The sequence below is a fragment of the Streptomyces sp. SN-593 genome (assembly GCF_016756395.1).
In the GTDB taxonomy this organism is placed as follows: Bacteria; Actinomycetota; Actinomycetes; order Streptomycetales; family Streptomycetaceae; genus Actinacidiphila; species Actinacidiphila reveromycinica.
Map to the genome: position 1 here is coordinate 5967408 of NZ_AP018365.1, position 25506 is coordinate 5992913.

Consider the following 25506-nt stretch of genomic DNA (forward strand, 5'->3'; position numbering starts at 1 on the left):
GCCCGCCCCGGCTGCTCGGCCGGGTTGCCGGCCGCCGCCCCGCTGAGGTCACGCCCGGCTGCGCGAAGCGCGTCGCAGGGGCCACGCCAGCAGTGTCGTCGCGAGCGACCCCACCGCCAGCACCGAACCCGCGACCAGCACGGACGCCGGGCCCCAGAGCCCGCCCAGCACCTGCACCAGGACGGGGAAGGCGAAGCCGACGTAGGTGAGGCTGTAGAACACGGCGATGACGGTCGACATGGACCGCGGGCCGGCGAGGGACTCGGCGAGTTGCAGGCCGCTCACCAGGAGGAGGCCGTAGGCGGAGCCCAGGACGACGGCCGTGGCGAGCAGGAGGACGCGTGAACCGGTGGCGACGGTGAGGGCCGCGGCGAGCAGTCCGACGACGACCGACGCCATGCCCGCCCGGAACGGCGCCGCGGGGGAGCGCCGGGACCGCCGCCGCGCCCACGGCTGCACCGCGATGCCGCTGCCCAGGGTGACGGCGGCGACCACACCGCCGCCGACGGCACCGTAGCCGCCCAGCGGTACGAGGACGGGAAGCGCCGCGAGGGACACGGTCGCGGCGCCGAAGACCCACGGCGCCGTCGGGAGCACCGCGGTCAGGAAGAGGCGGGTGGTCAGCACCCGCACGGGCCCGTCACCCGGGTCCGACGACCGGCCGCCCTGCCCGGCAGCGGGCAGGACCCGCTCGGGAGCCCGCCACACCACCGGCAAGGTCACCGCCACCAGGGCGATGTGCACCAGGTAGGCCGAGATCTCCGGTGCGGGAAGCCACTGGACGATGACGCCGGACAGCAGCGGCCCGACGGCGAACCCGGCGGTCAGCGCGACGGCCGACCGCCGGGCCCCCGCTCCTGCCCCCGCTCCCGCTCCCGCGCCCCCAGCCGTCCCCGTCCCCGCGGCCCTCCCCGCCTCGGACAACTCCCTGATCCAGGCCGTTCCCGGTCCGAACGCCGAGCCGGCGCTGACCCCGACGAGTATCCGCCCCGCCAGGATCGTCCCGAACGCCCCGCCGGAGACGAGGATCACCAGCGAGCCGAGCGCGGAGAGCGCCAACGCGGCCAGCAGCACGCGCCGCCGCCCGAGCCGGTCGGAGACCCCGGCCATGACCAGCAGCGCCGGCACGAGCCCCAACGCGTACGCCCCGAACAGGCCGTTGACCTGCGAGCCGTCCAGGTTCCCGCGGTAGACCTGGAGGACGGAGGCGAACATGTTCGCGCCCCACCCCACCGTGAACACAGCGGCCGCGGGCCGCATCCACGCGCGGGGTGCGACGCCCGAACCCGTGCCCGTACTCGTGCCCGGGCCCGTGCCCGGGCCCGTGCCCGTGCCCGTACTCGTGCCCGTGCCCGGGCCCGTGCCTGTACCCGTTCCCGTTCCCGTACCCCGGCTCGGCGCACGGCCGCCGGGGTGCCGCGGGCGGACAGAACTCAGCGGGCGGGCGGGGCCCGTGGGGGAGGCGGGAGCAGGCCGGCGCGGCGCGGCGGTGATCTCTGGAGTAGCCATGACGACGACGGTAGGGCATAAGTAGACCGGTCGTCTAGAAGCGGATCCGCGGTTGACCTTCGAGTAGACCGGTCGTATAGTCCTGGTTGTCGAGAGCGGCCCGCACCGGTGGGCCGCGTCGGCGGTCAGAGGAAGGGCTGGACGCCATGGGGCGCATCACGGTCGGTGCCGAGAACGGCACGGACATCGAACTTCACTACGAGGACCACGGGTCCGGCCGACCGGTGGTGCTGATCCACGGCTATCCGCTGGACGGGACCTCGTGGGAGGGGCAGGTGCCGGCGCTGCTGGAGGCCGGCCACCGGGTCGTCACCTATGACCGGCGCGGCTTCGGCAGGTCCGATCGGCCGTCGACGGGCTACGACTACGACACGTTCGCCGCTGACCTGAACGCCCTGCTGGAGGCACTGGACCTGCGCGAGGTGGTGCTGGTCGGCTTCTCGATGGGTACCGGTGAGGTCGCCCGTTACCTGTCGACGTACGGCTCCGCGCGGATCGCCAAGGCCGTGTTCCTCTCCTCTCTGGAACCGTTCCTGCAGATCACCGACGACAACCCCGACGGCGCCGCGCCGCTGTCGTTCTTCCAGGGCGTCTCCGACGCGGTCAGGAAGGACCGGTACGCGTTCTTCTCCGACTTCTACCGCGACTTCTACAACCTCGACGAGAACCTCGGCACCCGCGTCAGCGAAGCCGCGGTGCGCAACGCCTGGAACATCGCGGCGCAGTCCGGCGCCCTCGCTGCCGCCGCCGCGCCCCTCGCCTGGCCCACCGACTTCCGCGCCGACATCCCCAGGATCGACGTCCCCGCCCTGATCGTCCACGGCACCGCCGACCGCACCCTGCCCATCGACGCCACCGGCCGGCGCTTCGCGAAGGCCCTGCCCTCCGCCCAGTACGTCGAGATCGAGGGCGCCCCCCACGGTCTGCTCACCACCCACACCGCCGAGGTCAACGACCTCCTGCTGGCCTTCCTCGCCCGGTAGCGCCGGCGCCAGCCCAGTGCCCGCCCCAGCGGCCGGCCCGGCGGCCGACGCGGCACCGGTCCGTTCCGGCGCCGTCTTCCCGGGCGACCACGGACGACCACATTGAGACGACCGGTCTACTTAATTCGACTCCCAGGAGCACACCACCATGAAGGTCCTCATCGTCCTGACCTCGCACGACCAGCTCGGCGACACCGGCCGTACCACCGGCTTCTGGCTGGAGGAACTCGCCGCCCCCTACTACCGCTTCAAGGAGGCCAGCTGGGACATCACCCTCGCCTCCCCCAAGGGCGGCCGCCCCCCGCTGGACCCCAAGAGCAACGAACCGGCCTTCCAGACCGACCAGACCCGCCGATTCGAGGCGGACCCGGAAGCGACCGGCGCACTCTCCGCGACCGTCCGCCTCGACTCCGTCGACGCCGGCGACTACGACACCGTCTTCTACCCCGGCGGCCACGGACCCCTCTGGGACCTCGCCGAGGACCCCCACTCCGCACGCCTCATCGAAGCCACCCTGCGCTCCGGCAAGCCCGTCGCCCTCGTCTGCCACGCGCCCGGGGTGCTGCGCCACACCCGCAACGAGGACGGCACCCCCCTCGTCCTCGGCAAGCGGGTCACCGGCTTCGCCGACACCGAGGAGGAGGGCGTCCAACTCACCGACGTCGTCCCCTTCCTGGTCGAGGACGAACTGAAGAAGCTCGGCGGCCACTACTCCAAGACCGGGGACTGGCAGCCCTACGTCGTCCAGGACGGCCTGCTCATCACCGGCCAGAACCCCGCTTCCTCCGCCCCCGCGGCCGACGCCCTCGTCGAGTTCGTCTCGGCTTCCGCCTGACGGACTCCCCGCACCGCTGCCGGCCCGACGGACCCAGTCCGCCGGGCCGGCGGTCGCGTGTCCGGCGTGCCGGGCCGGGGGAGGGGCGGGCCTACCGGGCGCGGGGAGGGGCCGGGGGAGAAGGAGTCGCCCCCTAGGCGTGGAGGAGCCGGCGGGTCACCGCCGTGGTGGTGTCGAGGGGTGCGAGGCTGCGGTGGATCTTGGCCATGACGCTGGCGCCGAGCCACATGTCGTAGAGGACCTGCGCGGTCTCGCCCGGCGTGCCCTCGACCGAGACCGATCCGTCGGTGAGGCCGGCGGCGATGGTCTGCTCGAGTCGGGCGACGATCGCGTCCGTGCCCTCCTTGAGGGCGAGCCGCATGGACTCCGAGAGGTCGGAGACCTCGGCGCCGAGCTTGACGGCAAGGCACTTGCCCTGGCACTCGTCGAAGCTCTGCGTCTCCCGCCACAGTTGCCAGTAGTCCATCAGGCGCTCGGCGGCGGACCTGCCGGGCTGCGCGAGGACGCGGTCCATGTCGGCGAGGTACTCCTCGAAGTAGCTCTTCAACAGGGCCTCGCCGAAGAGGTCCTTGGAGGCGAAGTAGTGGTAGAAGGACCCCTTGGGCACGGAGGCCTCCGCGAGCACCTCGTTGATACCGACCGCGGAGTAGCCCTTGTGGGCCATGATCCGCTGGGCGGCGTCCAGGATGTTCTGACGGGTCTCGGCGCTGCGTGCTGTGGTGGCTGGCATACGTACCACGTTAGCGCATAATAGACCAGTCGTCTAAAATGCGGCGGCCGATCGCTTCGAGGTGGCGGCCGCCGCTTCCGTACAGGACGTCCAGTCGCCCCTGCCGACCTGAGGTCGATGTGAAAACCGGCCGCCCAACTGGACGTGACGGGCTACTCTCTGCGCTGTTCCAGTGGGGGGATGCATGGCGTTCGCCAAAAAGGGATCACGGCGCATCGTCGTTGACGGCGTGACATATCGCTGGCGGCTCCGGGCGAGGCCCACGTACGACCGGGGAATGTGCTGGTCGCCTGCCGCCTGCCGCCTGCCGCCTGCCGCCTACGCCGTCGAGCGAGCCGACGAACCCGGAGCCGTTCTCGTCGTCACCACCAATTGGCCCCACATGTCCAACTGGGTCGGCAGGACGGGGCGGTCCGTCCTTCCGGCGGGCGTCGCCTGCGCCATACGGCAGGCCCTGTCGGCCGGTTGGGACCCAGGACGTCTCGGTCCACCGTTTCGGCTGGACCGGTCCGGCGGCTTCGTTCCGTAGCCCGGGGCCGCGTCGGAGGGGGTGCCGGCGCGAGGGCGCCTCGGATGGCTGCCGGTCCCAGGTGCTGCGCGAGCGCCGTGAGAGGCCGAAGAGGCATCGTGCGATGGCCAACGGCAACGACGGCGACGGCGCCGCTCGCCGCACCCGCCGGGCGCGTGTCCGGCCTCCTGCCGGGGAGGGTGGTAGGTCCACAGAGGCCATATTGACAGGTCCATGACTATCGATGATTCTGAATTGCCGCGCCGCGTCCCGCACACCCCCAAGGCCGGCGGTTTGAGCATCCTGCACCCCCCACGAAGGAGCCAGCATGCGCAGATTCCTGATACGCGTCGCCACCGTCGCGGCTGCGGCGGCCTTTGCCGCTCCGGCCGTTCCGGCCACCGCGGCGGCCGCACCGGGACTGTCCTTCCGCCCCCTGCACTACAACATCAACGGCTACAACTGGGGCGGGTACGCCGCCACGGGCAGCGGCTTCACCTCGGTCTCGGCCGCCTGGACCGAAGCGAACGCGACCTGCAACTCCACCAACGACCTCTACGCCCCCTGGGTCGGCATCGACGGGTACGGCTCGTCCACCGTGGAGCAGACAGGCGTGGCGACCGACTGCTCCAGCGGCAGCCCCGTTCACCAGGCCTGGTACGAGATGTACCCGGCGAGTCCGGTCTACCTCAGCCGCACTTCGTACCCGGTCGCGGCCGGTGACCACATCACCGCCTCGGTGACCAACACCAGCGGCAGCACGTACGCGCTGAAGCTGACCGACTCCACGCGTGGCTGGACCTACAGCATCAACAAGTCCCTCTCCGCCCAACGGGCCAGCGCCGAGGTCATCATCGAGTCGCCGACCGGGGCCTACCCGAACTTCGGCACCCTCAACTTCACCTCGGCCACCGTCAACGGCAGCTCCCTCGGCTCCTACGGCCCGACCGCGCTCGACCCGTCGAACGGCGCATACGAGGCCCGGACCAGCGCGCTCGGCACCAGCGGCACCAGCTTCAGCGAGACGTACCTGCGGGAGTAGTCGCGCCGGCGCTGGGGCGGCACCCCGCCCCAGCGCACGCCCCCAGGCCGTGTCCAGCACCCGCACCCCTCCGGCCGGATGTTCGACCACCGACCCTCCAGGCTCAGCCCGTGCAGGACGTCCGTCCGGACCGCTTCCCGCTGCGCGCCGTCCAGTAGGCGTTGCCCGGGGGCGTCCAGCGGTTGGAGGGGGAGGTGAACACGGCCTGGCGCCCGAGCACCTTGTGCAACTGCTCCAGCACGCACTCCAGCACGCACATCGCGTAGGCGTCGCGGCCCACCGCGCCCACCGGCAGGTCGGGGTGGGAGAACACCGTCTTCATCCAGGCTGGCGGTACCAGCTTCTGGTCGAGCTCCCGGGGCAGCAGCGGCTTGGTCCCCATCTTGCTCCTCACCTTGCGCCGGGCCGGCGCGGGCCGGCGCTCCACGGCCTCCAGCACCCGCTTGACGCCGCAGACCGCCCCGAGCGCACTCGACTCGCCGAGCAGGGACGGGAACAGGCGCGCACGGTGTCGTAGCGGCCGGCCGGCTGGCGGCGCATCTCCGCTTCGGACTTCGCCCGGCAGCAGCTCGTCCAGAAGCCGCAGAGCCGCCTCGACCTCGGCGCGCGGCCCGACCTCGGTCTCCAGTGTCAGGGGAGCCCCGCCGCGTCCGGATCACGCCGGCCTCGGCGACCAGGTCCAACTGCTCGCCATCCACAACCGATACACGGCCGGACAACGCCGGGGCAGCGATGGCGCACGGCAAGGGGCGCCGGCGGGCACCGCAGGCGCAGACCCCGCAAAACGGCGAGTCAGCCCGGTTCGTGCGGTAGCGGATCGATCAGGACGGATGCACCCTGCGACAACTCGGGGGTGCCGTGCCGCACGGGAAGTCGGTGATCAGCGACAACCTCAACGGGCGGGCACCCCTGATGGTCGGAACCCTGTTCCGGTTGTGCCCCCGGCAGGATTCGAACCTGCGCACACGGCTCCGGAGGCCCTGTGTGTCTCGGGAGTTCTGCCAGGTCAGAGGGCTTTCTCGGATGTGATCACGCGGCCCCGTCCACGTATAGACCGCGCGCCTGGATCCTGGCGTCGAAGACTCTGGTGGGATCTGGCAGAGATCGGGCACGAGAGCGCCCCGAGCCAGGGCTTTACTGGCGATGTTGATTCGGTGCCAGGCGAAGCAAGGGGCCCGGTGTTCGCTGTACCCGACGACGGGGTTGCCGTTGAGCTGGTCTGCGGCTTCCTTGAGGGCGGGGTGCTCGCCAGCCTTGCCGCTCACAGCTACGTGGCCAGTGTCGGTGACGTCGATGTAGCCGTGCTCCACGGTTCGTTCCGCATCCGCTCACCCGTGGGGAGCATTTGTCCCGTTAAGTGAGATCCTTGGGTGAGGTCGGTGACGGAAATCTTAGTTTCCCCCCAACCCAGTGAGGGAGTAAGGCGGTTGACGGCCCCTTAGGTATCGGAGGGTGTCACCGGCGGGTGTCGGCGGCGGTCTCTACACTTGAACAAGCCTGCTCATGCCGGAGTCGACCGTATGGCGACGACGGCCAAAGGGCGAGTGGGTAACAACAGCATGGGTCCGGCTTACAGCAACCGGGCACCAGGAGAGGAGCACTTGATGCTCCGGCATGACGTCGTGCGCTCTGAGGTTTTGCGCCGCCTGCAGGACATGGTTAAGTCCCGTTCGTGGGACGGCGAGTTCCTCGACATCGTCGACACCGCCTTGAACCTGGCCCTGAGCCAGGATCGGCCGGCCGAGAACGTGAACCACCTGGCCCGGAACGTGATGCGCGACGCGCGCGGAACGATCATCCGCGCTAAGCGCAACGCCTGCCGGAGCGCGGCTGCCTGGCCGCTGCCCGATGCCGCTCGCCGCAGGGTGACGACGGTGGAGCTGGACGGCTCGATCACCGCCGAGATGGTCACCCACGACACCCCCGAAGCGCGGGTCCTGATCGCCGAGACCCTTCGGGAGCTGAACGCCTTCGCCCTCACCCTTGGCCCGTACGGGCCCGGGTGCCTGCAGGACATGCTCGGTCGGGAGACCGTGCCCGTCTCTGCCCGGCGCAGGGGTGTCTCGATCGCCACCGTTGAGCGGGCGCGCCGCGCCCTTCGCGAGCAGACCCGCATCCTGATGGACGGCGCCGCGTGAGCGCCTCCGTCGGCATCCCCCTCCTCGTGACCTCCGCCGGCCAGGACGCTCTCACCAGGGCCGTCCGGTTCACGCGCAGCGTCGTCCACACCCGGGTCGAGCCCAAATCTATCGGCGCCTACCTGCTGCTGGGCCACGTGCGGGGAGCCATCCGCCCGCTGTATGTGGGTAGGTCGGACACCTGCTTGCACCGACGCCTCTACCACCACCCCCTGCAGGGGATTGCGACCCACTTCATCGTCACACCGACCCGCAACCCCGACCAGGCGTACGCGACCGAGGCCCGCTGGTACCACCGACACCTCTGCGCCGGCCACCCTCTCCTCAACCGCATTCACCCCGCCAGCCCCGCCGGCACGGCCCGCCGCTGCCCGTTCTGCCAGGAGCCGGGACTCGGACGCGCCCTCACCCGGGCACTGCTCCACCCTCACCCCTCCGAAACCAGGAGCACCCCATGACCACCACCGCCCCGGGCACCATCCCGGTCGTCCTCTCCGGCCGCGCGCTGCTCAGCCTTCGCGACTCCGGCCACAACTTTCCCTCCGCCGTCGGCGAGGTCATCGACAACAGCCTCGAGTCGGACGCCAACAACATCGAGATCCTCACCGAAACCGAGACCCAGAACCGCAAGAAGGCCCTCAGCCGCATCGTCTTCATCGACGACGGTTCGGGCATGGACGACGACACACTCCACCACTACCTGCAGCTGGGCTTCTCTCGGCGCTACATGTCCGAGAAAACCATCGGCAAGTTCGGTGTCGGTGCCAAGCTCGCGGGCCTCAGCGTCGGTATCCGCATCGATGCGTGGTCCCGTGTGGCGGGTAGCGACAAGATCCGTCACGTTGCCTTCGACCTCGACGAGGCCCTCAAGGCCGAGGCGAATGGTGACATCGCCAGCATCGCTCCTCCTGACGACGAACCCCTGCCCGCCGACCTGGAGCCGTATTTCCCCACCGGCTCGGGCACCGTGGTGATGTGGTCGAAGATTGACAGGGTCACAGACAGCGAGGGCCGCAGCACCCCAGACCACGTCATCGTCGAGCTGAAGAAGGAGCTGGCCCGGATCTTCCGTGCGTTCCTCGGCGGCGGCATCCGTATCAGCGTCGACGGCATGCCCCTCAAGCCGCACGACCCGACCTTCCGCCAGAAGGGCACCTGGGCCGAGCAGGTCCTCACTGAGCACCTGAAGGCCACTGGCAAGGAGGTTGGTGACTTCCGAGGCCAGGTCTTCCACGACAAGATCGTCAAGGTGGAAGGCACCACCCACAAGGTACGCGTTGTCATCACCCTGGCACCGCCGGAGGTCGTCCGTGGCAAGGGTGCCGGCCGTGATGCCCTCGCGATCAAGTTGAGGGTCCCGGAGAACGAGGGCGCCATCAGCTTCATGCGCCTGGACCGCGAAATCAACTACAACCTCGTCGCCAAGCTCTTTCCGGATGGGGTCAAGACCAAGGACCGGTACATTGGCTTCGAGGTGCACTTCACCCCCGAACTCGACCGCATGATGGGCGTCCGCAACGTCAAGCGCGGAGCTGTCCCCTCCGACGGGCTCCGCCGTACGCTCAAGACCATCGCAAACAACGTCATCCCGGGGATTCGCGAGGAGATCGACCGGATCTGGAGTCAGGCCGATCGCGACGACGCAAAGAACTCCGGAGAGCACAACTCGCTGGCCCACTCCATCAAGGACGCGGACCGCACCATGCCAAAATCCCGAGCCAAGTCGAACCTCACGGAAGCTCAGATCGAAAAGGAGTACGTCAATCTGGCGAAGGACGCCGGACGGGACAGGAGCGAGGAGGAGAAGGCCGCCTACGTTGAGGAGATCAAAGACCTTCCGTTCGTCATCGAGACCGTAGATGTCCCCGGGGACGACCTCTTCCAGCTCACCCACCTTGAGGGCCAGACGCTCATCCGGCTAAACGAACGCCACGTGTTCTACCAGGAGCTCTACGAGCCCCTGAAGGTGCTGTCGAAGCAGCAAAACAGCAGCTCCGAGGCCCCGGCAACGGCGCGTCGAGCCATTCAAGCCATCACCCTGCTCCTGGTCGCCTATGCGAAGGCCGAGTCCATGCACGAGACGCCCGTCGACCAATACAAGGAACTCCGCAAGTGGTGGGGCACCTTCACCGATCAGTACCTCACGAAGATCAATCACATCCTCTGAGACCAGCCGCCATCCGGGCGACAATCTGAAGGGGGCTGGGCAGACACTCTCGTCTCTGCCCAGCCTCCTTCATCGTGACCTGGGCCTGACCGCAGTCCCTGTCATATAATCCCGCTCGAAGTCGTGGCAGCCGCTTGCCTCTTTGCGCAGCTTCCGGCGCTGGGCCCTGCATTCTTCGGATTCGGCGCGCATTCGCTGCCGCATTCGTCACCTAAGCGCTGTCCCGCAAGCTGCTGGTCACGGGTGAGATGATCTTGTCGTGTCTGGTGTGATCACGGCGTCGGAGCCCTCCTGGATAGCCCCGTTCGCCGGCCTGAGTCCTCGTCAGTTCGGCAAGCTGATCACTGCACTGCGACGGGACGGTGCGGACCCGGTGCGCAAGGGCCGGCCCTGGAACCTCCCGCTGGAGGACCGGGTCCTGCTCGTCGCCGCGTACTGGCGCACCAACCTCACCCTGCGCCAACTCGCTCCGCCGTTCGGGGTGTCGAAGTCCGCAGCAGACCGGATCGTCGACCACCTCGGACCGGCGCTCGCGCTCGAGCCCCGCAAGCGGTTCCGCAAGGACACCGTGCTGATCGTGGACGGCACGCTGGTGCCCACCCGAGACCACGGCGTCGCCGCGCAGTCCAAGAACTACCGCTACTCCACCAACCACCAGGTCGTCATCGACGCCGACACCCGGCTCGTCGTGGCCGTCGGCCGGCCGCTGCCCGGCAACCGCAACGACTGCACAGCATGGGAGGAGTCCGGCGCGAAGGCCGCGGTGGGCCGTACCACGGTCATCGCCGACGGCGGCTACCAGGGGACCGGCCTGATCATCCCGCACCGCCGAAAAGCCGGCCAGAGCGAACTTCCCGCCTGGAAGGAGGAACACAACACCTCCCACCGCAAGGTCCGCGCCCGCGTCGAGCACGCCTTCGCCCGCATGAAGACCTGGAAGATCCTCCGCGACTGCCGTCTCAAAGGCGACGGCGTCCACCACGCCATGCTCGGCATCGCCCGCCTCCACAACCTCACCCTGGCCGGGTGACGTAGAAGCGGGCAGGTCAGCCAGCACGCCGTAGATCATTTACGGGACGGCCCTTAGGGCTTGCAGAGAATTAACGCGTCGTCTTGATCTTGTTGCTGGGGTTGCTGGTGAGAGCGAGGACCCGGGCATGGAGGGTTGCCAGGGCCGCGGGTGGGGTGGTTGCGGGCGGGATGGCGATCCCGTGCGTTTTGAGGAGTCTTCTGTTCTTCAGGAGGGTTCGGTGCATGGCTGTTCGGCTACTGCTGAACAGTACGGCGAGTGGTTCCGCGGCTAAGGCGACGCGTAGATGGAGCACGGTGGCCAGGACCTGTTCGGGGAAGGTGAGCCGGGGTGGGCGGCCGTGCTGGGTGTCTTTGTCGGGAGCCAGCGTTCGTGTGAGGTCGTCCAGTTGCCGCCGGGGCATGCCGGTCAGGGCGGGATCGGACAGCAAGCTCTCGTCCCATGGCGTGGCAGGGGTCTGCGGGTCCTGCGGCGTCAGGGTGGCAGGGCTTGGCCGGGGGTGCAGGGCGTAGTTCCAGTCGCCGTGGAAGGCGTGTCGGGTCAGTGGCAGGGCGGCCATCTCTGCGTCCTGGATCTGGGCTCCGGTGGGGTAGCTGTTGGTGTCCAGGCTGGCGGTCACGCGCAGTCCGGTGCGGGTCGTGGTCGCCGCGATGCTGTTCACGATGACTTCGTGGCTGGTCAGCGGTCGGCCGCGCCAGTTCATGGTGATGTGGGAGAACAGCCTGTGCTCGATCTTGTTCCACTTCGACGTTTCCGGGGGCAGGTGGGACACGGTGATCGTGAGACCGGTTTCGGCCGTGAGGCGGGCGAGGTGGAGTTTCCATGCCCGGGTCCGGTAGCCGTTGGAGCCGCCTGCGTCGGCAGTGATCAGCAGCTGTGTCGCCTGCGGGTAGGCGGCCTGGCCCTGGCCGTGCCACCAGCGACGGATCGACTCCACGGCGAACGCGGCAGTGTCGTGATCGGTGCCGACGTTGACCCAGCCGGTATTGGCTTCGACGTCGTAGATCCCGTAGGGGACCGCCTTGCCCAGTTGCGGGTCCGCGAAGTCGTGGACCCCGGCCTGCACCGGGTCACCGGTCGGCCTGTCCGGCGTCCCGGTGCTCGCGGGCCCGCTCGTTGAGGTAGCGGAACTGGGCGTCACGATCGGCATGTTGGGCGCCCTCCAGGGTCTTGGCGGCCGCCTGCAGGCTGAAGCTCTCCTCGCGTAGCAGGTCGGCGACGGTGTCGGCACTTACTTTGTGCCCGGCCAGGGTCAGCTCCCGGGCCAGGGCGCGTGTCGACTTCACTGTCCACCGCAGCGGGGACATCGGGTCCCCGCGCTCGTCCGGCTCGACCAGCGCCAGCAAGGCCGGGCGCAGGCCCTGGTCGAGGACGGAGATCCGCTTGCGACCTCCGCCCGGCCGTCGCACCCGTCCCAAGGGTGCCTGGCCGGCCTCGATCTCGAACACGCCCCGGCGAACGGTCGTCTCGCTCATCGCCGCCGCCTGCGCGACGGCCCGGACGCCGCCATGGCCCAGGGCCCTGGCCTCCGCGGCCATCAGCAACCGCCGCTGCCGCTCGTCCAAGTGCGGGAACAACACCGCAAACTTCAAGGCGAGTTGACCACGAGTCTCGTCCGGGATGCGCATACCACAACAACGACAAAAAGACTCAGAAGCAACATCTTGAGCCTTTTCCAACCTCCCGCGTGGGTACGGCAGTTGGCGTGACAGACGAGTGAAGCCCCTGGTAGACGGGTTCACGACCAAGATCACCCGCACTGCCAGAGGCTTCACATGCTTGTCTACCCGTCCGGGCTGGACCTGTCCAACTCGCACCTTCGCTTTCTCACCGCCCGGCTGCTCGAACGTCGCCGTGCGATCGGCAGCCGGTGGCGCCGGTTGAGCGCCGGCCGACAGGCGCTGCTCACTCTCGCCCACCTGCGCATGGGGCACACCTACGCCCAGCTCGCAGCCGGGTTCGGTATCGGCACGACGACCGCCTACCGCTACATCACCGAAGCCGTCGACCTCTTGGCCGCCCTGGCACCTACGCTCGAAAAATGCCGTCCGCGAAGCGTCGGCGAAGGCGTTCGTCCTGCTCGACGGCACCCTCCTGCCCATCGACCGGATCGCCGCCAACCGGCCGTTCTACTCGGGCAAACACAAGAAGCACGGCGTGAACGTCCAGGTCCTCGCCGACCCAGCCGGACGTCTCCTGTGGGCCTCACCCGCCCTGCCCGGAGCCGTCCATGACATCCGCGCCGCACGCGAACACGGCATCCTCGACGCCCTGACCTCAGCAGAGATCGACTGCTGGGCGGACAAGGGCTACCAAGGCGCCGGACCTGCTGTCCGCGTGCCGTACCGAGGCCGATGGGACAACCTCTCCGAAGGCCAGCAGGCCGCGAACCGATCGCAGGCCAAGATCCGAGCCCTGGTCGAACCCGCCATCGCCACCCTCAAGACCTGGCGGCTCCTGCGCAAACTCCGGTGCTCCACCACCCACATCACCAGCCTCGTCCAAGCCGTCCTCACCCTCCACCTCACCTGCCCAAACCGAGGTTGAAAAAGGCTCCGTGTGTCTTTTGGCAGGTACAAGGAAGGCTCTGACTGGCATTTCTGCTGGTCAGAACCTTGTTCCGGTGGTGCTGTCAACGGCCATTGAGATGCCCAGGTGAGCGGCCGTCGGGTGTCCTGGCTGGTGGCCATCAGAATTCCATGTCTGTGGCCAGCGGTGTTCCTGGGGGTGAGGGTCAGGTCAAGGGGACCACTCCTTTGCCTGCGAGGGCCTCGGCGAGGCGGTGGGAGTCGCCGGTGGTGGTCACCAGGTGAGCGTGGTGCATGAGGCGGTCGGTGCTGGCCCCGGCGAGGGTCTTGGGCATGATCGTGTCGAACCCTGAGGGGTGAATGTTGCTGGTCACCGCGATCGAGCGGCGTTCGTAGGCGGCGTCGATGATCCGGTAGAACGCCTCGGCGGCGTCCTCGCCGACCGGAAGCAGGCCGATGTCGTCGATGACGATCAGATCGGCCCGACAGATCCGGGCGACCGTGCGGGCGGTCGAGCCGTCGACCTTCGACTTGCCGATCGCGGCGGCGAGGGTCTCCAGGGTGAACCAGGCCACCCGCAGGTCCTTCTCGATCGCGGCCTGGGCCAAACCCTCGGTGAAGTGCGACTTCCCGGTTCCGGACGGGCCGGCGATCACCAGGTTCTCCGCACGGCCGATCCACTCCAGGGTGATCAGGGAGTTCTGGGTGGGTTCGGGGATGGTGGAGTCCTCGGCCCGCCATGACGCGAGGGTCTTGCCGGTGGGGAAGTTCGCCGAGTGACGGCGAAGGCGTCGGGTTGCCGCGTCACGGCCGGTGACCTCCTCGGAGATCAGCAGTCGCAGGACCTCGGCGGGATCCCACCGCTGGGCCCGGGCAGTCGCCAGAACGTCGGGTGCGGCCTTGCGCATGTAGGGCAGGCGCATGCGGCGCATCAGCTTGTCGAGCTCCTCGGGCAGGGCCGGGGCCTGGGGAAACGTCACGGTCGGTAATTCCTTCGTGGGTCGCGGTGGGCGCCGATAGGCTCGGCGGGTGATCAATATGGCGGTGCGTGGTGACAACAGGAACGTCGTGGCCAGCGCCAAAGCCGGTGTGGATTGGACGGCCGGCTTCGCGAATCTGGACCCGGCGCAGTTCCCGATGCTCCGGGCCCTGACGCCGTATGGGGATGCGGTATTCAACCAGCGGCAGGTGCCGCTCCTGCTGTCGGAACTCGACCGGCTTCCTGCCGACTTGGGCGGTGACTGGGTCGGGCAGGCCCGCGAGCTGTGCCAGGTCGTCGAACGCGGGCTTCACCTGTATCTGTGGTTCATCGGCGACTGACTGATGTCAGTCGGCCCTCGCCTCCCCGGCCGCCGTCTGCTGTCGGCCCAGGGCTTGCCAGGCGATGGTGCCGTTCTGGACGGAGTGGGCCTCGTCCGCCCGGACGACCTGGCCGACGGGCTTGCTGGCCGCGATGTGCTCCAGGATGGAGACCAGATCGTCCTCGGCGAAGCGCCCGGCCGCAGCCGCGAGCCCGAGGGCCTGGTCGACCCGGTCACTGCCCAGGACCGCGGCGAGCTCGACGGCGTGGGCCATTTTGGCGCGGATCCGGGACGCTCCTGCGGGTCCGGCCTCCTTCAGCCAGCGCCCGGCTCCCGGGCCGATGCCCACGAACGCGACCTCCGCCTCAGAGCGCGGTCGCAGCCTGGGCTGATGGACCGACCGGCCCTCGGGGTGGTCGGGGTAGTGCGCATCGATGATCTGCGGGACGCCGGGTGTGGACAACTGGTGGCGCCAGATCTCCGACAGGTCACCGGAGCTGGTGCGGGCCGTGATCGACAGCTCCTCGCCGACGACCCGGCACCAGACCCTGGCGCCGGTGTAGCCGGGTGGGGTCGAGTAGCGCACCGAGTTGAAGCTGATGGTGCGGTCCGAGCCGACCACCCGCTCCTCGCCCAGCGCGAGCGCCAGCGGCTCCGGCGGGAGGACGTGCAAGGTGGTGCGTTCGATATCGAGCCGGTCCGCCGGGATCTGCCCGGTCGCCCGGTGCCGACGCGTGTTCACCGTGTCGCACCAGACCAGGCAGGCGTCCGTGAGTTCGGCGAACGTGTCGTAGGTGGGCAGTAGGTTCGCCTCGGTGGGGACCAGGTCGGCCTTCGCAATGCGGACCGTGGCCTCCGCGCCGCCCTTTGACTCAGGGTCGTAGGGAACGCAGCTGACGACCTGGCAGCCGTAGTGCCGGCCTGCGGCGACCATCAGTGGGTGCCGGACCGGGATCCCGGCGATGTGCTCGACGGTGACCGTCTTCGCGTTGTCGGTCAGCAGGTAGGTCGGAGCCCCGCCGATCCGCCGCAACGTGGTGTCCAGGCAGGCCACCAAGGTGCCCAGGGTGCAGTCCCAGACTGGGATCACCACCCGGAAGCGGGACCAGGACAGCCACGCGCAGAACAGCCAAGTCCGCCGCCCGCTGATTTTGGGGCCCTCGCCCCAGTCGAACTGCAGCCATTGCCCGGGCTCGGGGATCCACGGACGATAGGTCCGCCGCTTGCCGGCCTTCCACGCGGTCTTCGCCGCGTTCACCGCCCGCCGGGTCGACCGCGCGCTGCCCGGGTAGCCCATCTTCACCAGCTTCTCGTGGACCACATCGGCGCGGATCGTCGCCTTCGACTGCTCGACCCACTCCTCGATCTTCTCCAGGAACGCGTCGATCATCTTCGGTCGCGGCTCGCGCCCGTACGGGTTGCGCCCGCTGTCGCGGGCCTCGACATACCGCTTGACCGTCTTCGGGTCGTGCCCCGTGAGGGCGGCAGCCGACCAGACCGTCTCGGTGAGGTCGTACGCCTCGAATATCTCCATGATCTCTCTGTCAGACTTCGTCACAGAACCTCTTCGACCGATTCGCTGATGCTTCGCAAACACCAGCAAACCGAACGAAGAGGTCTCCTTCGTCTACGGAAGCGATCAGGAACACCACAGGCCGGACGGCCACCCACCTGGAATTCTGGTGGCCATCAGCCGGGACTCAACTGGCCGCACACCCGGACTCTGCCACGGCCGCCGACAGGTGCCCCCGGCAGGATTCGAACCTGCGCACACGGCTCCGGAGGCCGGAGGAGCGGTTACTCCTTGAACGGCCCTGATCAGGGCGGAGTTGAGATCAAGCGACGGGTAGGGGCGTGATCATTACGTCCCTACGACGTTGGCAGGAGCTGTTCAAGTGCCGACCTTCGCGGGTGCGTTGCGCGGGCGGCGTCTCGTCCAGGCCGACGCGCGATGGAGCGATGTGGAAGTGCGAGGCCGTTATGTTTGATATGCCCGAGTCGGCGGAAGTTGTAAAATCCGACCCCATCGGCCGATAGAGTCCCAGGTCAGAAAGTGTGCTCCCCGCGCCCGCGGGGATGGTCCCGATCTGGGTTTCGGCCACGGCCGCCCCCTTGGGTGCTCCCCGCGCCCGCGGGGATGGTCCCTCGTCCACGTTGACGCGAGCGAAGCTCCCGTCGTGCTCCCCGCGCCCGCGGGGATGGTCCCTCGTCCACGGCCTGCCGGTGCGAGGCGACGGTGTGCTCCCCGCGCCCGCGGGGATGGTCCCTGGGGAACCGTGCGGACCCGACCTGGGCAGGCGTGCTCCCCGCGCCCGCGGGGATGGTCCCGAGATGGACGACGGCTACGACATCTGCTTCTCGTGCTCCCCGCGCCCGCGGGGATGGTCCTACGTTCCGGAGTCACCGGTCACCCCCGAACTCGTGCTCCCCGCGCCCGCGGGGATGGTCCCCCCCTCAGCCCGTACTACGGGCTGATTGGCCGGTGCTCCCCGCGCCCGCGGGGATGGTCCATCCGCTACGACTTCATCAAGCCGCCGGCCGGTGTGCTCCCCGCGCCCGCGGGGATGGTCCCGACGAGCGCAACATAACAGCCCTGGTCAGTGAGTGCTCCCCGCGCCCGCGGGGATGGTCCCGAGGGAGCCGACTACGCCCACCTCGCCGCCGCGTGCTCCCCGCGCCCGCGGGGATGGTCCCAAGAACCTGCGCGTGCCCGTGGCGTTCGCCGAGTGCTCCCCGCGCCCGCGGGGATGGTCCGCTGCCGGGGGAGACACGCGACCGGTGGTGAACGAAGCGCGGCAAGCGCATGGCGGGTGCTGGGCGCGTAGATGCAACGGTTCCGAGCTGTCCGGGGAGAACGGCGGGTGGATCAGCTTCTGCGCGCCGTGGGGTCGGGGCATGGCGAGAGGTGGCCAAGGGGCAGTGGACGTGGCGGGTGGCGGCGGCGCGGGGGAGAGGTTCACGGAGGAGGTTGCCGCGGGGGTGCTGCGCCAGGCGTGTGGCGAGGTGGGACTCGACGCTGCCGGGGCGAGGCTTGTGCGGCTGGGGTCCAACGCCGTGTTCGCGCTCGCCGGGCGGCCGGTGATCGTTCGGATTGCTGCCGACCCGGATGCGCTTGCCGAGATGGATCGGGCCGTACGGGTGGCGCGGTGGCTGGCCGAGGAGGTGATCCCGGCGAACCGGTTGCTCCCGGGGATCGCCCGACAGCCCCTGGTCGTGGGCGGCCGGGTGGTGACGTTCTGGGAGAGCGTGCAGGACGAGGAGGAGTACGCGACGCTGCCGGAGTTGGCGGACTTGCTGAAGCGGCTGCACTGGCTGGAGGAGCCGGAGTCGCTGGGATTGCCGTACTTCGACCCGGTGGCGAAGGTGCAGGTGTCGGTGCGGCAACTCGGTGCGGGCGTCGACCCGGAGGACACCGCGTTCCTGGCCGACCGCACCGCCCAACTGGCGCAGGCGTACGCCCGGCTCGACTTCGTACTCCCCTTCGGCCTGATCCACGGTGACGCGAACATCGGCAACGTGCTACGGGACCGCGCCGGCCACGCCGTGCTGATCGACCTCGACGGCTTCGCCCTGGCCCCGCGCGAGTGGGACCTGATCCAGACGGCGCTGTTCTATGACCGGTTCGGGTGGCACACCCGCGCGGAGTACGAGTCGTTCGTCCACCACTACGGCTTCGACATCATGAACTGGCCCGGCTACCAAGTGCTGGCCAATCTCCGCGAGTTGATGATGACGCTGTGGCTGGGCGGCAAGGCGGCGGCAGAGCCGAAAGCGGCCGAGGAGTTCGCTCGCCGCGTCGAAACGATCCGTACAAACGGCGACCGGCGCCTTTGGCGACCCTTCTGACGACGCGTTCCTACGCGTCGCGCCCGGAACCCGCGGCGGCCTGCCAGATCCGATGCTCTGCGGCCTGCGCCGCCAGTCCCCGCACGGTGGCGGAACCTGCGTGCGGGGCCAGCGCCGTACGGAACTCGCTGAGGTAGCTCACGCACCGGGCCGAGCGGAGCTGTTCCCCGAGGTCGAGCGCGTACAGGGCCACCCGGCACGCCTCCTCCAGGTCGCCGGCCCGCAGGTGGGCGTCGGCCAACACCATGGTCGCGAAGAAGTCCGAGCGCACGTGGATACCGCTCATCGCGTTGCCCGCATGCTCGACGGCTTGCCGCGCGCGGTTCACGTCGCGGAAGCAGTGCGCGGCCTCGGCGGCGAGTTCTGCCTCGTCGAAGTAGGTGATCCACTCAGGCTCGTCGCCCTCATGGCGTCGCTCCAGGTGCCGGGCAGACTCGGCGAGCGCCTGCTCACATGCCGTGCGGTCGCCGGTACGGGCCAGCGCTCGCGCTTCCATGGCGTGGAACTGCGCCATGAGCGTCGGTGTCGCCACTCCGGAGATCCCCATCCGCGCCGCGCGGGCGGGAGTGGCCGCCTGAGTGAACTGCCCGAGGAACGTGGCCTGGTGGCTCATCGCGGACAGCACGCTGCCGGCGAGGCGCCGCTCGCCGCTGTCCTGGGCGAAGCGGAGTACCTGGAGGAAGTACCGCTGAGCCAGACCATGGTGGCAGGCGTCGTAGGACATCCACCCGGCGAGGAGGGTGAGTTCGGCGACGGTTGAAAACAGAGCGTGGCCGGTGGCGTCGTTGTAGCGGCCGCGCAACTGCGGGGGTTTGGTGCAGGTTCGGGAGCGACCAGACACCGCAGAGAGGCGTCGCTCCAAGCCGGTTCGGACGGAGGCGATTCCAGCAGCGGTTCATACCCATGCAGATCGGCTCGCCACAGGTGGCAAACCACGCTGATCGCGGCGTCGGGTGAGGGTGGGTACCGCACGTCGAGCAGCGCGGCATCCAATCGTGATCGGGGGGGGTCCGGATGCGTCGGCTTCAGCCGTAGAAGGTGATGTTGCAGACGTAGACGCATGCATGGCGCGGGACGGAGAGGAAGCTGATGAAACCGCGGCCGTTGAGGATGTCGAACTCGCGGAGGCCGCCTTCCCGGTCGAAGGGGCGGCCGACCTTCGTGGAGTCGCGGCCGAGCGCGGCGAGTTCGGTGGCGAGGCGTTCGACCTCGGCGATCACGCCGGGCGGCAGTCCGTTGGTCAGGTAGTCGGCGCTCGGGTTGTAGTCCCAGGTCCACTCGTTCACAGGCCGGTCTCGGCCTCTGCCTCGTCACGGATGCGGCGGATCTCGGCGATGGCGTCCGTCGGGTCGTCCGTGCCGGTGTCGACGAGGCGTTCGAGTGCACGGAGGCGTGCCGCTCGGGCCGGATGGCGCTCGATGGCGACGAAGACGGCCCAGGAGTGGACGAAAGCGCGGAGCGGGGAGATGCTCGCGGTCTGCTGGGCGTTGGTGGTGGCTTCGAAGAGGTGCTGGGTCAGTGCGGGGAGCCTGCTGGGCGCGATCTTGGTGACGGCGGCACGGAGACCGTCCGGAGTGAGGTCCGGCATGGGGATGAGCGGTCCGTACGGGCCGTCGATTTGTGCGGTCACAGCGGGCTCCGGAACGCCGAGGACATCTGTGTCCACAGGTACGCCAAGACACCCTGACGTATCAGGGGGTCTTCAGGCACTTCCTGCGAAGTGCCCCCGGCAGGATTCGAACCTGCGCACACGGCTCCGGAGAGCATTCGTGTTTTGACCCCAATACCACCGGAGACCTGCACGGACTCTACACCGGCTGCTGGGAAGTGGGCCAGTGAGTCTGAGGTGTGTCGCGTGCTCTCCACGCAAGGCGCTGCCGCGCCTACGACCATGGAGGTTGGCTTCGCCGACCCGTCCCCCCCGAGTGTCACTGCCACTCTGGCCGGACAGCCCGGACAGGTGCCCCGAGGGCTGTCCGGTGCATCGGTGCTGATGGACGGCTTAACCGGACAGTCGGACAGGTGGGACACTCTCCGCCGCAGGCCGGCGGATCCAACTAAGGTGAGCCCCAGTCTGTTATCTCGATGCCGGCCTGCTCCAGAAGGTCTGAGCTGATTCTTAGCGATTGGAAGGGGGAGCCGTTGTGAGCTCCCAGCCAAACCGAGCGACGCTTCTTCTCGGCGTCCGATTGATCGGGCCACCTGTCGAAACGCACGCCTGGCGTTGTGCTCTTTGGGATATCGCTGAAGCCCAAGACATATGCGGCCTCGTCGGGGTTTTTCCTCAGTCTCATCAACAGCCAAGCTACTTCCACCGTCATGCCTGCACGTTGCGCGTTGGCGAATCTGATGGCTCGCCACTGAGTCAATGGCGAGAGTAGCCATCGCGTTGTTTCTCGACGCATCAGCTTACGTCTCCGATCTCTACAGAGCGCTTCTAGACCGTGCCGTCGCGTCCCTCGTGGGGCTGGTCGAGCTGCTGCTGTCTCTTCCGCTGCTCTACGCGCAGATTCTCGACTTCCTGGGCTAGCTTGGAGAGATTCTCTTCTTCTTGTCCCACGTAAGGCGGGATGCCGAGTTCGAAGGCGTTGGCGTTCTGCTCAATTGCGTCAGCGGTCTGCTGAAGGTAAAAGCTTCGCTCTCTGTACTTGAAGTATCCGGTAAAGCCAGCAGAAATTCCGACCCCGAGACTCAAGCCGACAGTAACCCACTTCAGATAGGAAGGAGTGTCGGCTAGGCTGGCCGCAGTTGTTGTTCCAAGCGAGCCCATAATGATGATCGACTGAAAAGCGTTGTGAATTCTTCGGTAGTGTTGAGCTTCTTCCCTGAGTCGTTCCAACTCGCGGGGGAGTGTGTCTTTGTATGTAAATTGTCGCTGGGATGCTGGAACTGAAAGCTGAAATGCCTCTAGTAGCCTTCTCTCCTCGGCTACGTCAAGCTCTACTTGAATTCTGTGTACCGGAGTCCTGTCCTCGCGGTGGTCTTCTACAATCCACAGCACGGAGCACACTAGCCCGCAGAAAATAGTCAGTGGGATGGCGATCCAATTGAACTGCCCGAGATCTGTCGTTCTCCAAGTTGCAACCGTGGCAACGTAGATGCCGAGAGACGAGGCGGTGGCGGCAATCCCGGTTCCCCACAGGCTCCGTAGTTGAAGCTTCCTGGCTCGAATTCTCGCCTGAATGTCGAGAATTTTTTCGTTGTGAGCCATTAATCGTTCTGTAGGGCCCTCTCCGGGCTGATAGCTGCCTGCCATGCCCCACCCCTGATAGGCGATTCGCGTCCTTGAGATTGTATGGATGCTTGTTGTGACTTGAGATGGGATCGGCGTACATGATCAATGTATGGCTTGAAGCGCATCATCTTGGCGTTTGTGATCCGAAGAGATGAGAGAACCGTTATGACTGTAGTTGTGAAATTTGTGGCCGGTTTTTTTTCTGAACCGGAGCGTTTTGGTCCTAGATAGGCCTTCTGGCCTCGGGTTCCTGGCGGTTGATCCTTGACGGGCGGGCGTTGAGCCGGAGCCGGTGGCTGGTCTCGTTCGAACGGAGACGCGAATCTGATTCAGATGCAAGACGAAACGGCGGGGAGTGCAAGGAGGCAACCAAGACATTTTGTCCGGGTAGGTGCTCGCAGTGCACCGCAGGATGGACATGCTCAGGCTGCGGTGCAGCGATGCCCAGCCGTCTGGGGCGTAGGTACCGTGGGTACGGCCCATCAGTAGCTAGGGGGCAACGGCATGCGTGGTCTTGGAGATCACCTCACCATCGGCGAGCGGATCGCGTTCTACAGGAAGCGCCGCGGATACACGCAAGAGGTGCCGGCCGGCCTGGTGGGCCGGAGCACTGATTGGCTGGCAAAGGCTGAGTCCGGGCGGCGCCGGCCGCCACGGGTCGACATGCTCGCGGAGCTTGCGCGAGTGCTCAGGGTGCCCCTCGGCGACCTCCTGGGGCAGTCCGTGCTTCTGGAGGACGACAACCAGCTGGACGACGTGCCCGCAGTCGTGATGCGCTGATGAGTCCGCGGCGGCTCTCCCGCCTGCTGTTCGGTCCCGAGGCGGATGTTCAACTGCCCACCCCGGCGCCGGTAGCCGTACGCGTTGCACATCGCGTCGTCCTCTGCCGACATGAGCGCGTCGGTGAACGTCTTGACCATCACGCGCAGCAGGTCGGGACTCGCCGCGGCGAGGTTGTCCTCGGTGAGGGCGTGCAGGGGCAGACTGTTTGGTGCGGTCATCGTGCTGATCTCCTTCGAGGCTTCGTCACTTCGAAGATCAGCCGGTGGCCGTCTTTCTATGCGGGCACCAACCCGGACGCCGGGACAAACTCCCGGATCAGGTCCAACCCGCTACACCACTTCCAAGGACGTAACCCGGCCTGCTGAGGTAGTGGGTCTCCGGTTGTCCGACTGCGACCTTCCCAAGCCACCCGAGTACGTCGTGAGCCTTGTAAAGGGCTTCCGACAGCCGGAACCGAGGTGGGGGACGCTGACCCTGCGGGATACCCGGCCCGTCTCCGGTAAGCAGTGGACCGATTCGGGGGAGCGGCACGACCGGAGAGGGTTGAAGGCACGTGAGGCGAAAGCCGATCGTCCGGTACCGATCCCGCCCGTGCTGGTTGCCATCCTGCGGGCCCACCTAGCGGAGTTCGGCACGGCGAAGGACGGCAGGGTTTTCGGAAACGAACGGGGGGACGTCGTGGGCACCTCGACCTACTGGCGAGTGTGGGAGGAGACCCGGCCGTACGCACTCCCGCCCGACCGGTCTGACTCACCTCTTGCCGGCCGACCCTACGACCTGCGACATGCCTGCATCACGAGATGGCTCAATGCTGGTGTGCCTATCGCCGAAGTGGCTCGGCGTGTGGGCAATTCGCCTGAGGTGATTCACCGTCGGTACCACGGTTGTGTCGACGGCCACGAGGAATCGGCAAGTATCAAGATTGCCCTAGCTCTCACAGTAGAGGGAGATTAACATAATTCCCGCAGGATGCCAGTTGTCGACTCCTACGGGAATCCCCTACCCGGCCTCGGCTCCTTCGTCGTCCCCATGCTCGCGTAGAGAGACAGGGACATCTGGGAGTGCGGATGGCTCGAATCCTTCTTCCTGCCCTTGCGTGCTGAGGAACAAATATTCGGTGATAGGCCGTCCGCCACCCCGTGTGAGTCTGGTGCGTTCCTCGACCACTAGGTGTACTTCATCTCCGAGCCGCCACGGGACTTCTGTTATCACGCCTGGCTCGAACTTGATGGTTACCGCCGGGCTTGACGGTGGCTTGATTACGGCAGCTCCGGAGATTTTCATCTCAGTAACGTTTCCTGAAATGCGACGAGTTACTCTAGTGAAGGCTGCACCGTGGGTCTTTCGCAACTCCCGAACGTACTGTTTGCCAGCCTCTGAAAGCTTTGAGCTAGTCACTGATCCGTCGTCAGCAAACCATCGCAGTTGAACACCCAAATCGAAGCGGTCGAGTGCTGAGACCAGCTTTGACAAGCTGGATAGCATTGGAGTCCACTCCGAAACGTCTTCTCTTGCTTCAATGGTCTTCACTGCGTCCAAGAGGACGCCGATGGCATGGCTGGCGGTGGGTTGATCCTCCGCTGCCTCCACTTCCGAGTGTTCGGGAAGCTCCGCTTCGTCATGAGTGACGGGACGGACGTGAAGAACCGTGCTTCCGGATGAGACACCAACAAGCTCAAGCTCGACATCTTCGTCTGTCGAGGCGGTCACGCCCTCTTGTAGTGGCTTGAGCAGCGCGTTGCCGACGGAGAACTTGAGGCCGCCTCTGCCGGCCTCATCGCCGGTGAGGCGAATGGTCAGTTCTTCCCGAAAGTGAGCGTCTGGATTCCACCTGCGGACTGAGGTTAGCCACTCAGCCCTGCGCTCCGAGTCGACGGCGTCATCGTCGTCGCGCGGCTCCTCTGACTCGCCCGCGAGCCACTCCTCAACCTCAGCGCGGTGGGCGCCCAGGACGCGCCGACGCCAGCTCGTGGTCACAGCGTCACCTCCAGGTAGCCGCGTCTCGGGACTGCACTTTCCAGGGTAGGGGCGTCCTTCTCGCCTAGGGGCCTGCATCGCTGCCACCAGTCGTCCCAGGCGCCCCGCTGACGCAGGTACTCCAGCTCCGGATGCTCAAGGACGCCAAGCTCGAACACCGAGCGAACCGGCCTGTAGCGGACTTCCAGCGCCGACAGAGAGAAGTGGCGTTCAGTGTGTACCCGCGAGAAGGCCTGAGTCATCCAACCGGCCTTGGGTTTGCCCTTGATCTTTTGAGCGCCAGCATCGTCTATGAAGACAGTCAGATCTGCGTTCGAGGGGTTCAGCCGCGAGCTGACGAAGCTGCCGCCCAGCCATACACAGTGGACCAGCTCTGAGCCGCTTAGCTCCGTCTCAAAGTGCGCCTCAAGCTGGAAGAACCGGGCCATGTAGCGCTCGAAGCCCTCCCAGATCCCTGCTCGGGTTGCCGAAGCCTCGAACCGTGGGTTCTCAACGAGAAGTGCTTTGGCCTCCTCGGCGTCGACCTGATACCTGCCCGGCCGTAGAAAGTAATCCTCACCGTGAGGCTGCGCAGTGAACTCGAACATCGGCGCCCCCCTGCCTCTCCCCAGGGCCAGGACGGTACCGGAGGGATCGGACAGTTCGCAGTGGATCGCTCTGATTGCGACGGCCGCCTGTCGGAGGTGTGTCGCGAACCGTGGGAGACAACGAGAGAGGGCGGGAGTCAGTGAGACTGACTCCCGCCCTCTGTTCGTGGCATCCGCCCTGGTCACCCGGGAACGTTCCCGACTGCTTGGCGAGTGCCCCCGGCAGGATTCGAACCTGCGCACACGGCTCCGGAGGCCGTTGCTCTATCCCCTGAGCTACGGGGGCGACGGGAAGAACATTAGCAGG

General features: G+C 67.4%; 20 protein-coding genes, 3 tRNA genes, 4 pseudogenes and 1 CRISPR repeat array. Of the genes and pseudogenes, 11 read left to right on the top strand and 16 right to left on the bottom strand.

The window, feature by feature from the left end:
- Positions 1-48 precede the first annotated feature (48 nt).
- Positions 49-1215 carry an MFS transporter gene (locus tag RVR_RS25375; RefSeq protein ID WP_202236234.1) on the bottom strand — a complete coding sequence of 389 codons (1167 nt, stop codon included), beginning with the start codon at positions 1213-1215 and terminating at the stop codon, positions 49-51.
- Positions 1216-1655: 440 nt separating this feature from the next.
- Between RVR_RS25375 and RVR_RS25380 the strand changes: the two genes are divergently transcribed.
- Positions 1656-2492: an alpha/beta fold hydrolase gene (locus tag RVR_RS25380; RefSeq protein WP_202236235.1), complete on the top strand. Its 837-nt coding sequence runs from the start codon at positions 1656-1658 to the stop codon at positions 2490-2492.
- A 148-nt stretch (positions 2493-2640) separates the two neighbouring features.
- Entirely contained in the window at positions 2641-3327 is a 687-nt protein-coding gene (locus tag RVR_RS25385; RefSeq protein WP_202236236.1) for a type 1 glutamine amidotransferase domain-containing protein, read from the top strand.
- A 133-nt stretch (positions 3328-3460) separates the two neighbouring features.
- Here RVR_RS25385 and RVR_RS25390 read toward each other — a convergent pair whose 3' ends face one another.
- Positions 3461-4057, bottom strand: a complete 597-nt coding sequence (locus RVR_RS25390) for a TetR/AcrR family transcriptional regulator (protein ID WP_202236237.1) — start codon at positions 4055-4057, stop codon at positions 3461-3463.
- Positions 4058-4893: 836 nt separating this feature from the next.
- Here RVR_RS25390 and RVR_RS25395 point away from each other — a divergent pair.
- The gene (locus RVR_RS25395; protein ID WP_202232872.1) at positions 4894-5607 is read left to right on the top strand and encodes a G1 family glutamic endopeptidase; all 714 of its coding nucleotides are present in this window, start codon (positions 4894-4896) and stop codon (positions 5605-5607) included.
- A 103-nt stretch (positions 5608-5710) separates the two neighbouring features.
- On the opposite strand, the gene RVR_RS39195 is transcribed toward RVR_RS25395, so the two are convergent.
- Both RVR_RS39195 and RVR_RS25405 read right to left on the bottom strand, forming a co-directional pair.
- The gene (locus RVR_RS39195; RefSeq protein ID WP_202236238.1) at positions 5711-5989 is read right to left on the bottom strand and encodes a hypothetical protein; all 279 of its coding nucleotides are present in this window, start codon (positions 5987-5989) and stop codon (positions 5711-5713) included.
- A gap of 554 nt (positions 5990-6543) precedes the next feature.
- A tRNA-Ser gene (locus tag RVR_RS25405) sits at positions 6544-6622 on the bottom strand.
- Positions 6623-7211: 589 nt separating this feature from the next.
- On the opposite strand from RVR_RS25405, the gene RVR_RS25410 reads away from it, so the two are divergent.
- From RVR_RS25410 to RVR_RS25420, 3 genes are all read left to right on the top strand, one after another.
- Positions 7212-7745: a hypothetical protein gene (locus RVR_RS25410; RefSeq protein ID WP_202236239.1), complete on the top strand. Its 534-nt coding sequence runs from the start codon at positions 7212-7214 to the stop codon at positions 7743-7745.
- Between the two features lie 454 nt (positions 7746-8199).
- Complete coding sequence (locus RVR_RS25415; protein WP_202236240.1) at positions 8200-9912, top strand: ATP-binding protein; 1713 nt, start codon at positions 8200-8202, stop codon at positions 9910-9912.
- Positions 9913-10171: 259 nt separating this feature from the next.
- Positions 10172-10942, top strand: a complete 771-nt coding sequence (locus RVR_RS25420) for a transposase (protein ID WP_202236241.1) — start codon at positions 10172-10174, stop codon at positions 10940-10942.
- Positions 10943-11012: 70 nt separating this feature from the next.
- Here RVR_RS25420 and RVR_RS25425 read toward each other — a convergent pair.
- Positions 11013-12570, bottom strand: a pseudogene (locus RVR_RS25425) (ISAzo13 family transposase).
- A 147-nt stretch (positions 12571-12717) separates the two neighbouring features.
- On the opposite strand from RVR_RS25425, the pseudogene RVR_RS25430 reads away from it, so the two are divergent.
- Positions 12718-13489 (top strand): annotated as a pseudogene (locus tag RVR_RS25430) (IS5 family transposase).
- 187 nt (positions 13490-13676) lie between these two features.
- Here the strand turns inward: RVR_RS25430 and istB are convergent.
- Positions 13677-14402: an IS21-like element helper ATPase IstB gene (istB, locus tag RVR_RS25435; RefSeq protein WP_383331683.1), complete on the bottom strand. Its 726-nt coding sequence runs from the start codon at positions 14400-14402 to the stop codon at positions 13677-13679.
- Positions 14403-14508: 106 nt separating this feature from the next.
- Between istB and RVR_RS25440 the strand changes: the two genes are divergently transcribed.
- Positions 14509-14790, top strand: a complete 282-nt coding sequence (locus tag RVR_RS25440; RefSeq protein ID WP_237405406.1) for a hypothetical protein — start codon at positions 14509-14511, stop codon at positions 14788-14790.
- Positions 14791-14796: 6 nt separating this feature from the next.
- Here the strand turns inward: RVR_RS25440 and istA are convergent, their stop codons facing one another.
- Entirely contained in the window at positions 14797-16305 is a 1509-nt protein-coding gene (gene istA / locus RVR_RS25445) for an IS21 family transposase (RefSeq protein WP_237404950.1), read from the bottom strand.
- Between the two features lie 209 nt (positions 16306-16514).
- Positions 16515-16584, bottom strand: a tRNA-Arg gene (locus RVR_RS25450).
- Between the two features lie 242 nt (positions 16585-16826).
- Positions 16827-17525: a CRISPR direct-repeat array (repeat unit 28 nt; unit sequence GTGCTCCCCGCGCCCGCGGGGATGGTCC).
- A 141-nt stretch (positions 17526-17666) separates the two neighbouring features.
- Here RVR_RS25450 and RVR_RS25455 point away from each other — a divergent pair.
- Positions 17667-18617 (top strand): phosphotransferase, encoded by a 951-nt coding sequence (locus RVR_RS25455; protein WP_202236245.1) that lies wholly within the window; start codon positions 17667-17669, stop codon positions 18615-18617.
- 10 nt (positions 18618-18627) lie between these two features.
- On the opposite strand, the gene RVR_RS25460 is transcribed toward RVR_RS25455, so the two are convergent.
- The 4 genes from RVR_RS25460 to RVR_RS25475 all read right to left on the bottom strand — a co-directional run bounded on the left by RVR_RS25460 (position 18628) and on the right by RVR_RS25475 (position 21828).
- Positions 18628-19458 carry an NsdA family TPR-like regulatory protein gene (locus tag RVR_RS25460; protein ID WP_488165669.1) on the bottom strand — a complete coding sequence of 277 codons (831 nt, stop codon included), beginning with the start codon at positions 19456-19458 and terminating at the stop codon, positions 18628-18630.
- A gap of 184 nt (positions 19459-19642) precedes the next feature.
- Positions 19643-19903: a hypothetical protein gene (locus RVR_RS25465; protein WP_202236246.1), complete on the bottom strand. Its 261-nt coding sequence runs from the start codon at positions 19901-19903 to the stop codon at positions 19643-19645.
- Positions 19900-20247 (bottom strand): hypothetical protein, encoded by a 348-nt coding sequence (locus RVR_RS25470; RefSeq protein ID WP_202236247.1) that lies wholly within the window; start codon positions 20245-20247, stop codon positions 19900-19902. The genes RVR_RS25465 and RVR_RS25470 overlap by 4 nt, the downstream gene beginning before the upstream one ends.
- A gap of 807 nt (positions 20248-21054) precedes the next feature.
- Positions 21055-21828, bottom strand: a complete 774-nt coding sequence (locus tag RVR_RS25475; RefSeq protein ID WP_202236248.1) for a DUF4231 domain-containing protein — start codon at positions 21826-21828, stop codon at positions 21055-21057.
- Between the two features lie 528 nt (positions 21829-22356).
- Between RVR_RS25475 and RVR_RS25480 the strand changes: the two genes are divergently transcribed.
- Positions 22357-22632, top strand: a complete 276-nt coding sequence (locus RVR_RS25480) for a helix-turn-helix domain-containing protein (protein WP_237404952.1) — start codon at positions 22357-22359, stop codon at positions 22630-22632.
- 74 nt (positions 22633-22706) lie between these two features.
- On the opposite strand, the pseudogene RVR_RS37915 reads toward RVR_RS25480, so the two are convergent.
- A pseudogene (locus RVR_RS37915) lies at positions 22707-22853 on the bottom strand (IS256 family transposase); the annotation flags it as partial.
- A 136-nt stretch (positions 22854-22989) separates the two neighbouring features.
- Here RVR_RS37915 and RVR_RS37920 point away from each other — a divergent pair.
- Positions 22990-23589, top strand: a pseudogene (locus RVR_RS37920) (tyrosine-type recombinase/integrase); the annotation flags it as partial.
- 45 nt (positions 23590-23634) lie between these two features.
- Here the strand turns inward: RVR_RS37920 and RVR_RS25485 are convergent.
- The 3 genes from RVR_RS25485 to RVR_RS25495 all read right to left on the bottom strand — a co-directional run bounded on the left by RVR_RS25485 (position 23635) and on the right by RVR_RS25495 (position 25485).
- Entirely contained in the window at positions 23635-24612 is a 978-nt protein-coding gene (locus tag RVR_RS25485) for a hypothetical protein (protein ID WP_202236249.1), read from the bottom strand.
- Complete coding sequence (locus tag RVR_RS25490; protein ID WP_202236250.1) at positions 24609-25199, bottom strand: DUF6932 family protein; 591 nt, start codon at positions 25197-25199, stop codon at positions 24609-24611. The genes RVR_RS25485 and RVR_RS25490 overlap by 4 nt, the downstream gene beginning before the upstream one ends.
- Positions 25200-25413: 214 nt before the next feature.
- Positions 25414-25485, bottom strand: a tRNA-Arg gene (locus RVR_RS25495).
- Positions 25486-25506 lie beyond the last annotated feature (21 nt).

What these genes read in the sequence shown, in the direction of transcription:
- RVR_RS25375 (WP_202236234.1), bottom strand. Translation starts at nt 1,215, where the DNA reads ATGTTCGCCTCCGTCCTCCAGGTCTACCGCGGGAACCTGGACGGCTCG.
- RVR_RS25380 (WP_202236235.1), top strand. Translation starts at nt 1,656, where the DNA reads ATGGGGCGCATCACGGTCGGTGCCGAGAACGGCACGGACATCGAACTT.
- RVR_RS25385 (WP_202236236.1), top strand. Translation starts at nt 2,641, where the DNA reads ATGAAGGTCCTCATCGTCCTGACCTCGCACGACCAGCTCGGCGACACC.
- RVR_RS25390 (WP_202236237.1), bottom strand. Translation starts at nt 4,057, where the DNA reads ATGCCAGCCACCACAGCACGCAGCGCCGAGACCCGTCAGAACATCCTG.
- RVR_RS25395 (WP_202232872.1), top strand. Translation starts at nt 4,894, where the DNA reads ATGCGCAGATTCCTGATACGCGTCGCCACCGTCGCGGCTGCGGCGGCC.
- RVR_RS39195 (WP_202236238.1), bottom strand. Translation starts at nt 5,989, where the DNA reads ATGGGGACCAAGCCGCTGCTGCCCCGGGAGCTCGACCAGAAGCTGGTA.
- RVR_RS25410 (WP_202236239.1), top strand. Translation starts at nt 7,212, where the DNA reads ATGCTCCGGCATGACGTCGTGCGCTCTGAGGTTTTGCGCCGCCTGCAG.
- RVR_RS25415 (WP_202236240.1), top strand. Translation starts at nt 8,200, where the DNA reads ATGACCACCACCGCCCCGGGCACCATCCCGGTCGTCCTCTCCGGCCGC.
- istB (WP_383331683.1), bottom strand. Translation starts at nt 14,402, where the DNA reads ATGCGCCGCATGCGCCTGCCCTACATGCGCAAGGCCGCACCCGACGTT.
- RVR_RS25440 (WP_237405406.1), top strand. Translation starts at nt 14,509, where the DNA reads ATGGCGGTGCGTGGTGACAACAGGAACGTCGTGGCCAGCGCCAAAGCC.
- istA (WP_237404950.1), bottom strand. Translation starts at nt 16,305, where the DNA reads ATGGAGATATTCGAGGCGTACGACCTCACCGAGACGGTCTGGTCGGCT.
- RVR_RS25455 (WP_202236245.1), top strand. Translation starts at nt 17,667, where the DNA reads ATGGCGAGAGGTGGCCAAGGGGCAGTGGACGTGGCGGGTGGCGGCGGC.
- RVR_RS25475 (WP_202236248.1), bottom strand. Translation starts at nt 21,828, where the DNA reads ATGGCTCACAACGAAAAAATTCTCGACATTCAGGCGAGAATTCGAGCC.
- RVR_RS25480 (WP_237404952.1), top strand. Translation starts at nt 22,357, where the DNA reads ATGCGTGGTCTTGGAGATCACCTCACCATCGGCGAGCGGATCGCGTTC.
- RVR_RS25490 (WP_202236250.1), bottom strand. Translation starts at nt 25,199, where the DNA reads ATGTTCGAGTTCACTGCGCAGCCTCACGGTGAGGATTACTTTCTACGG.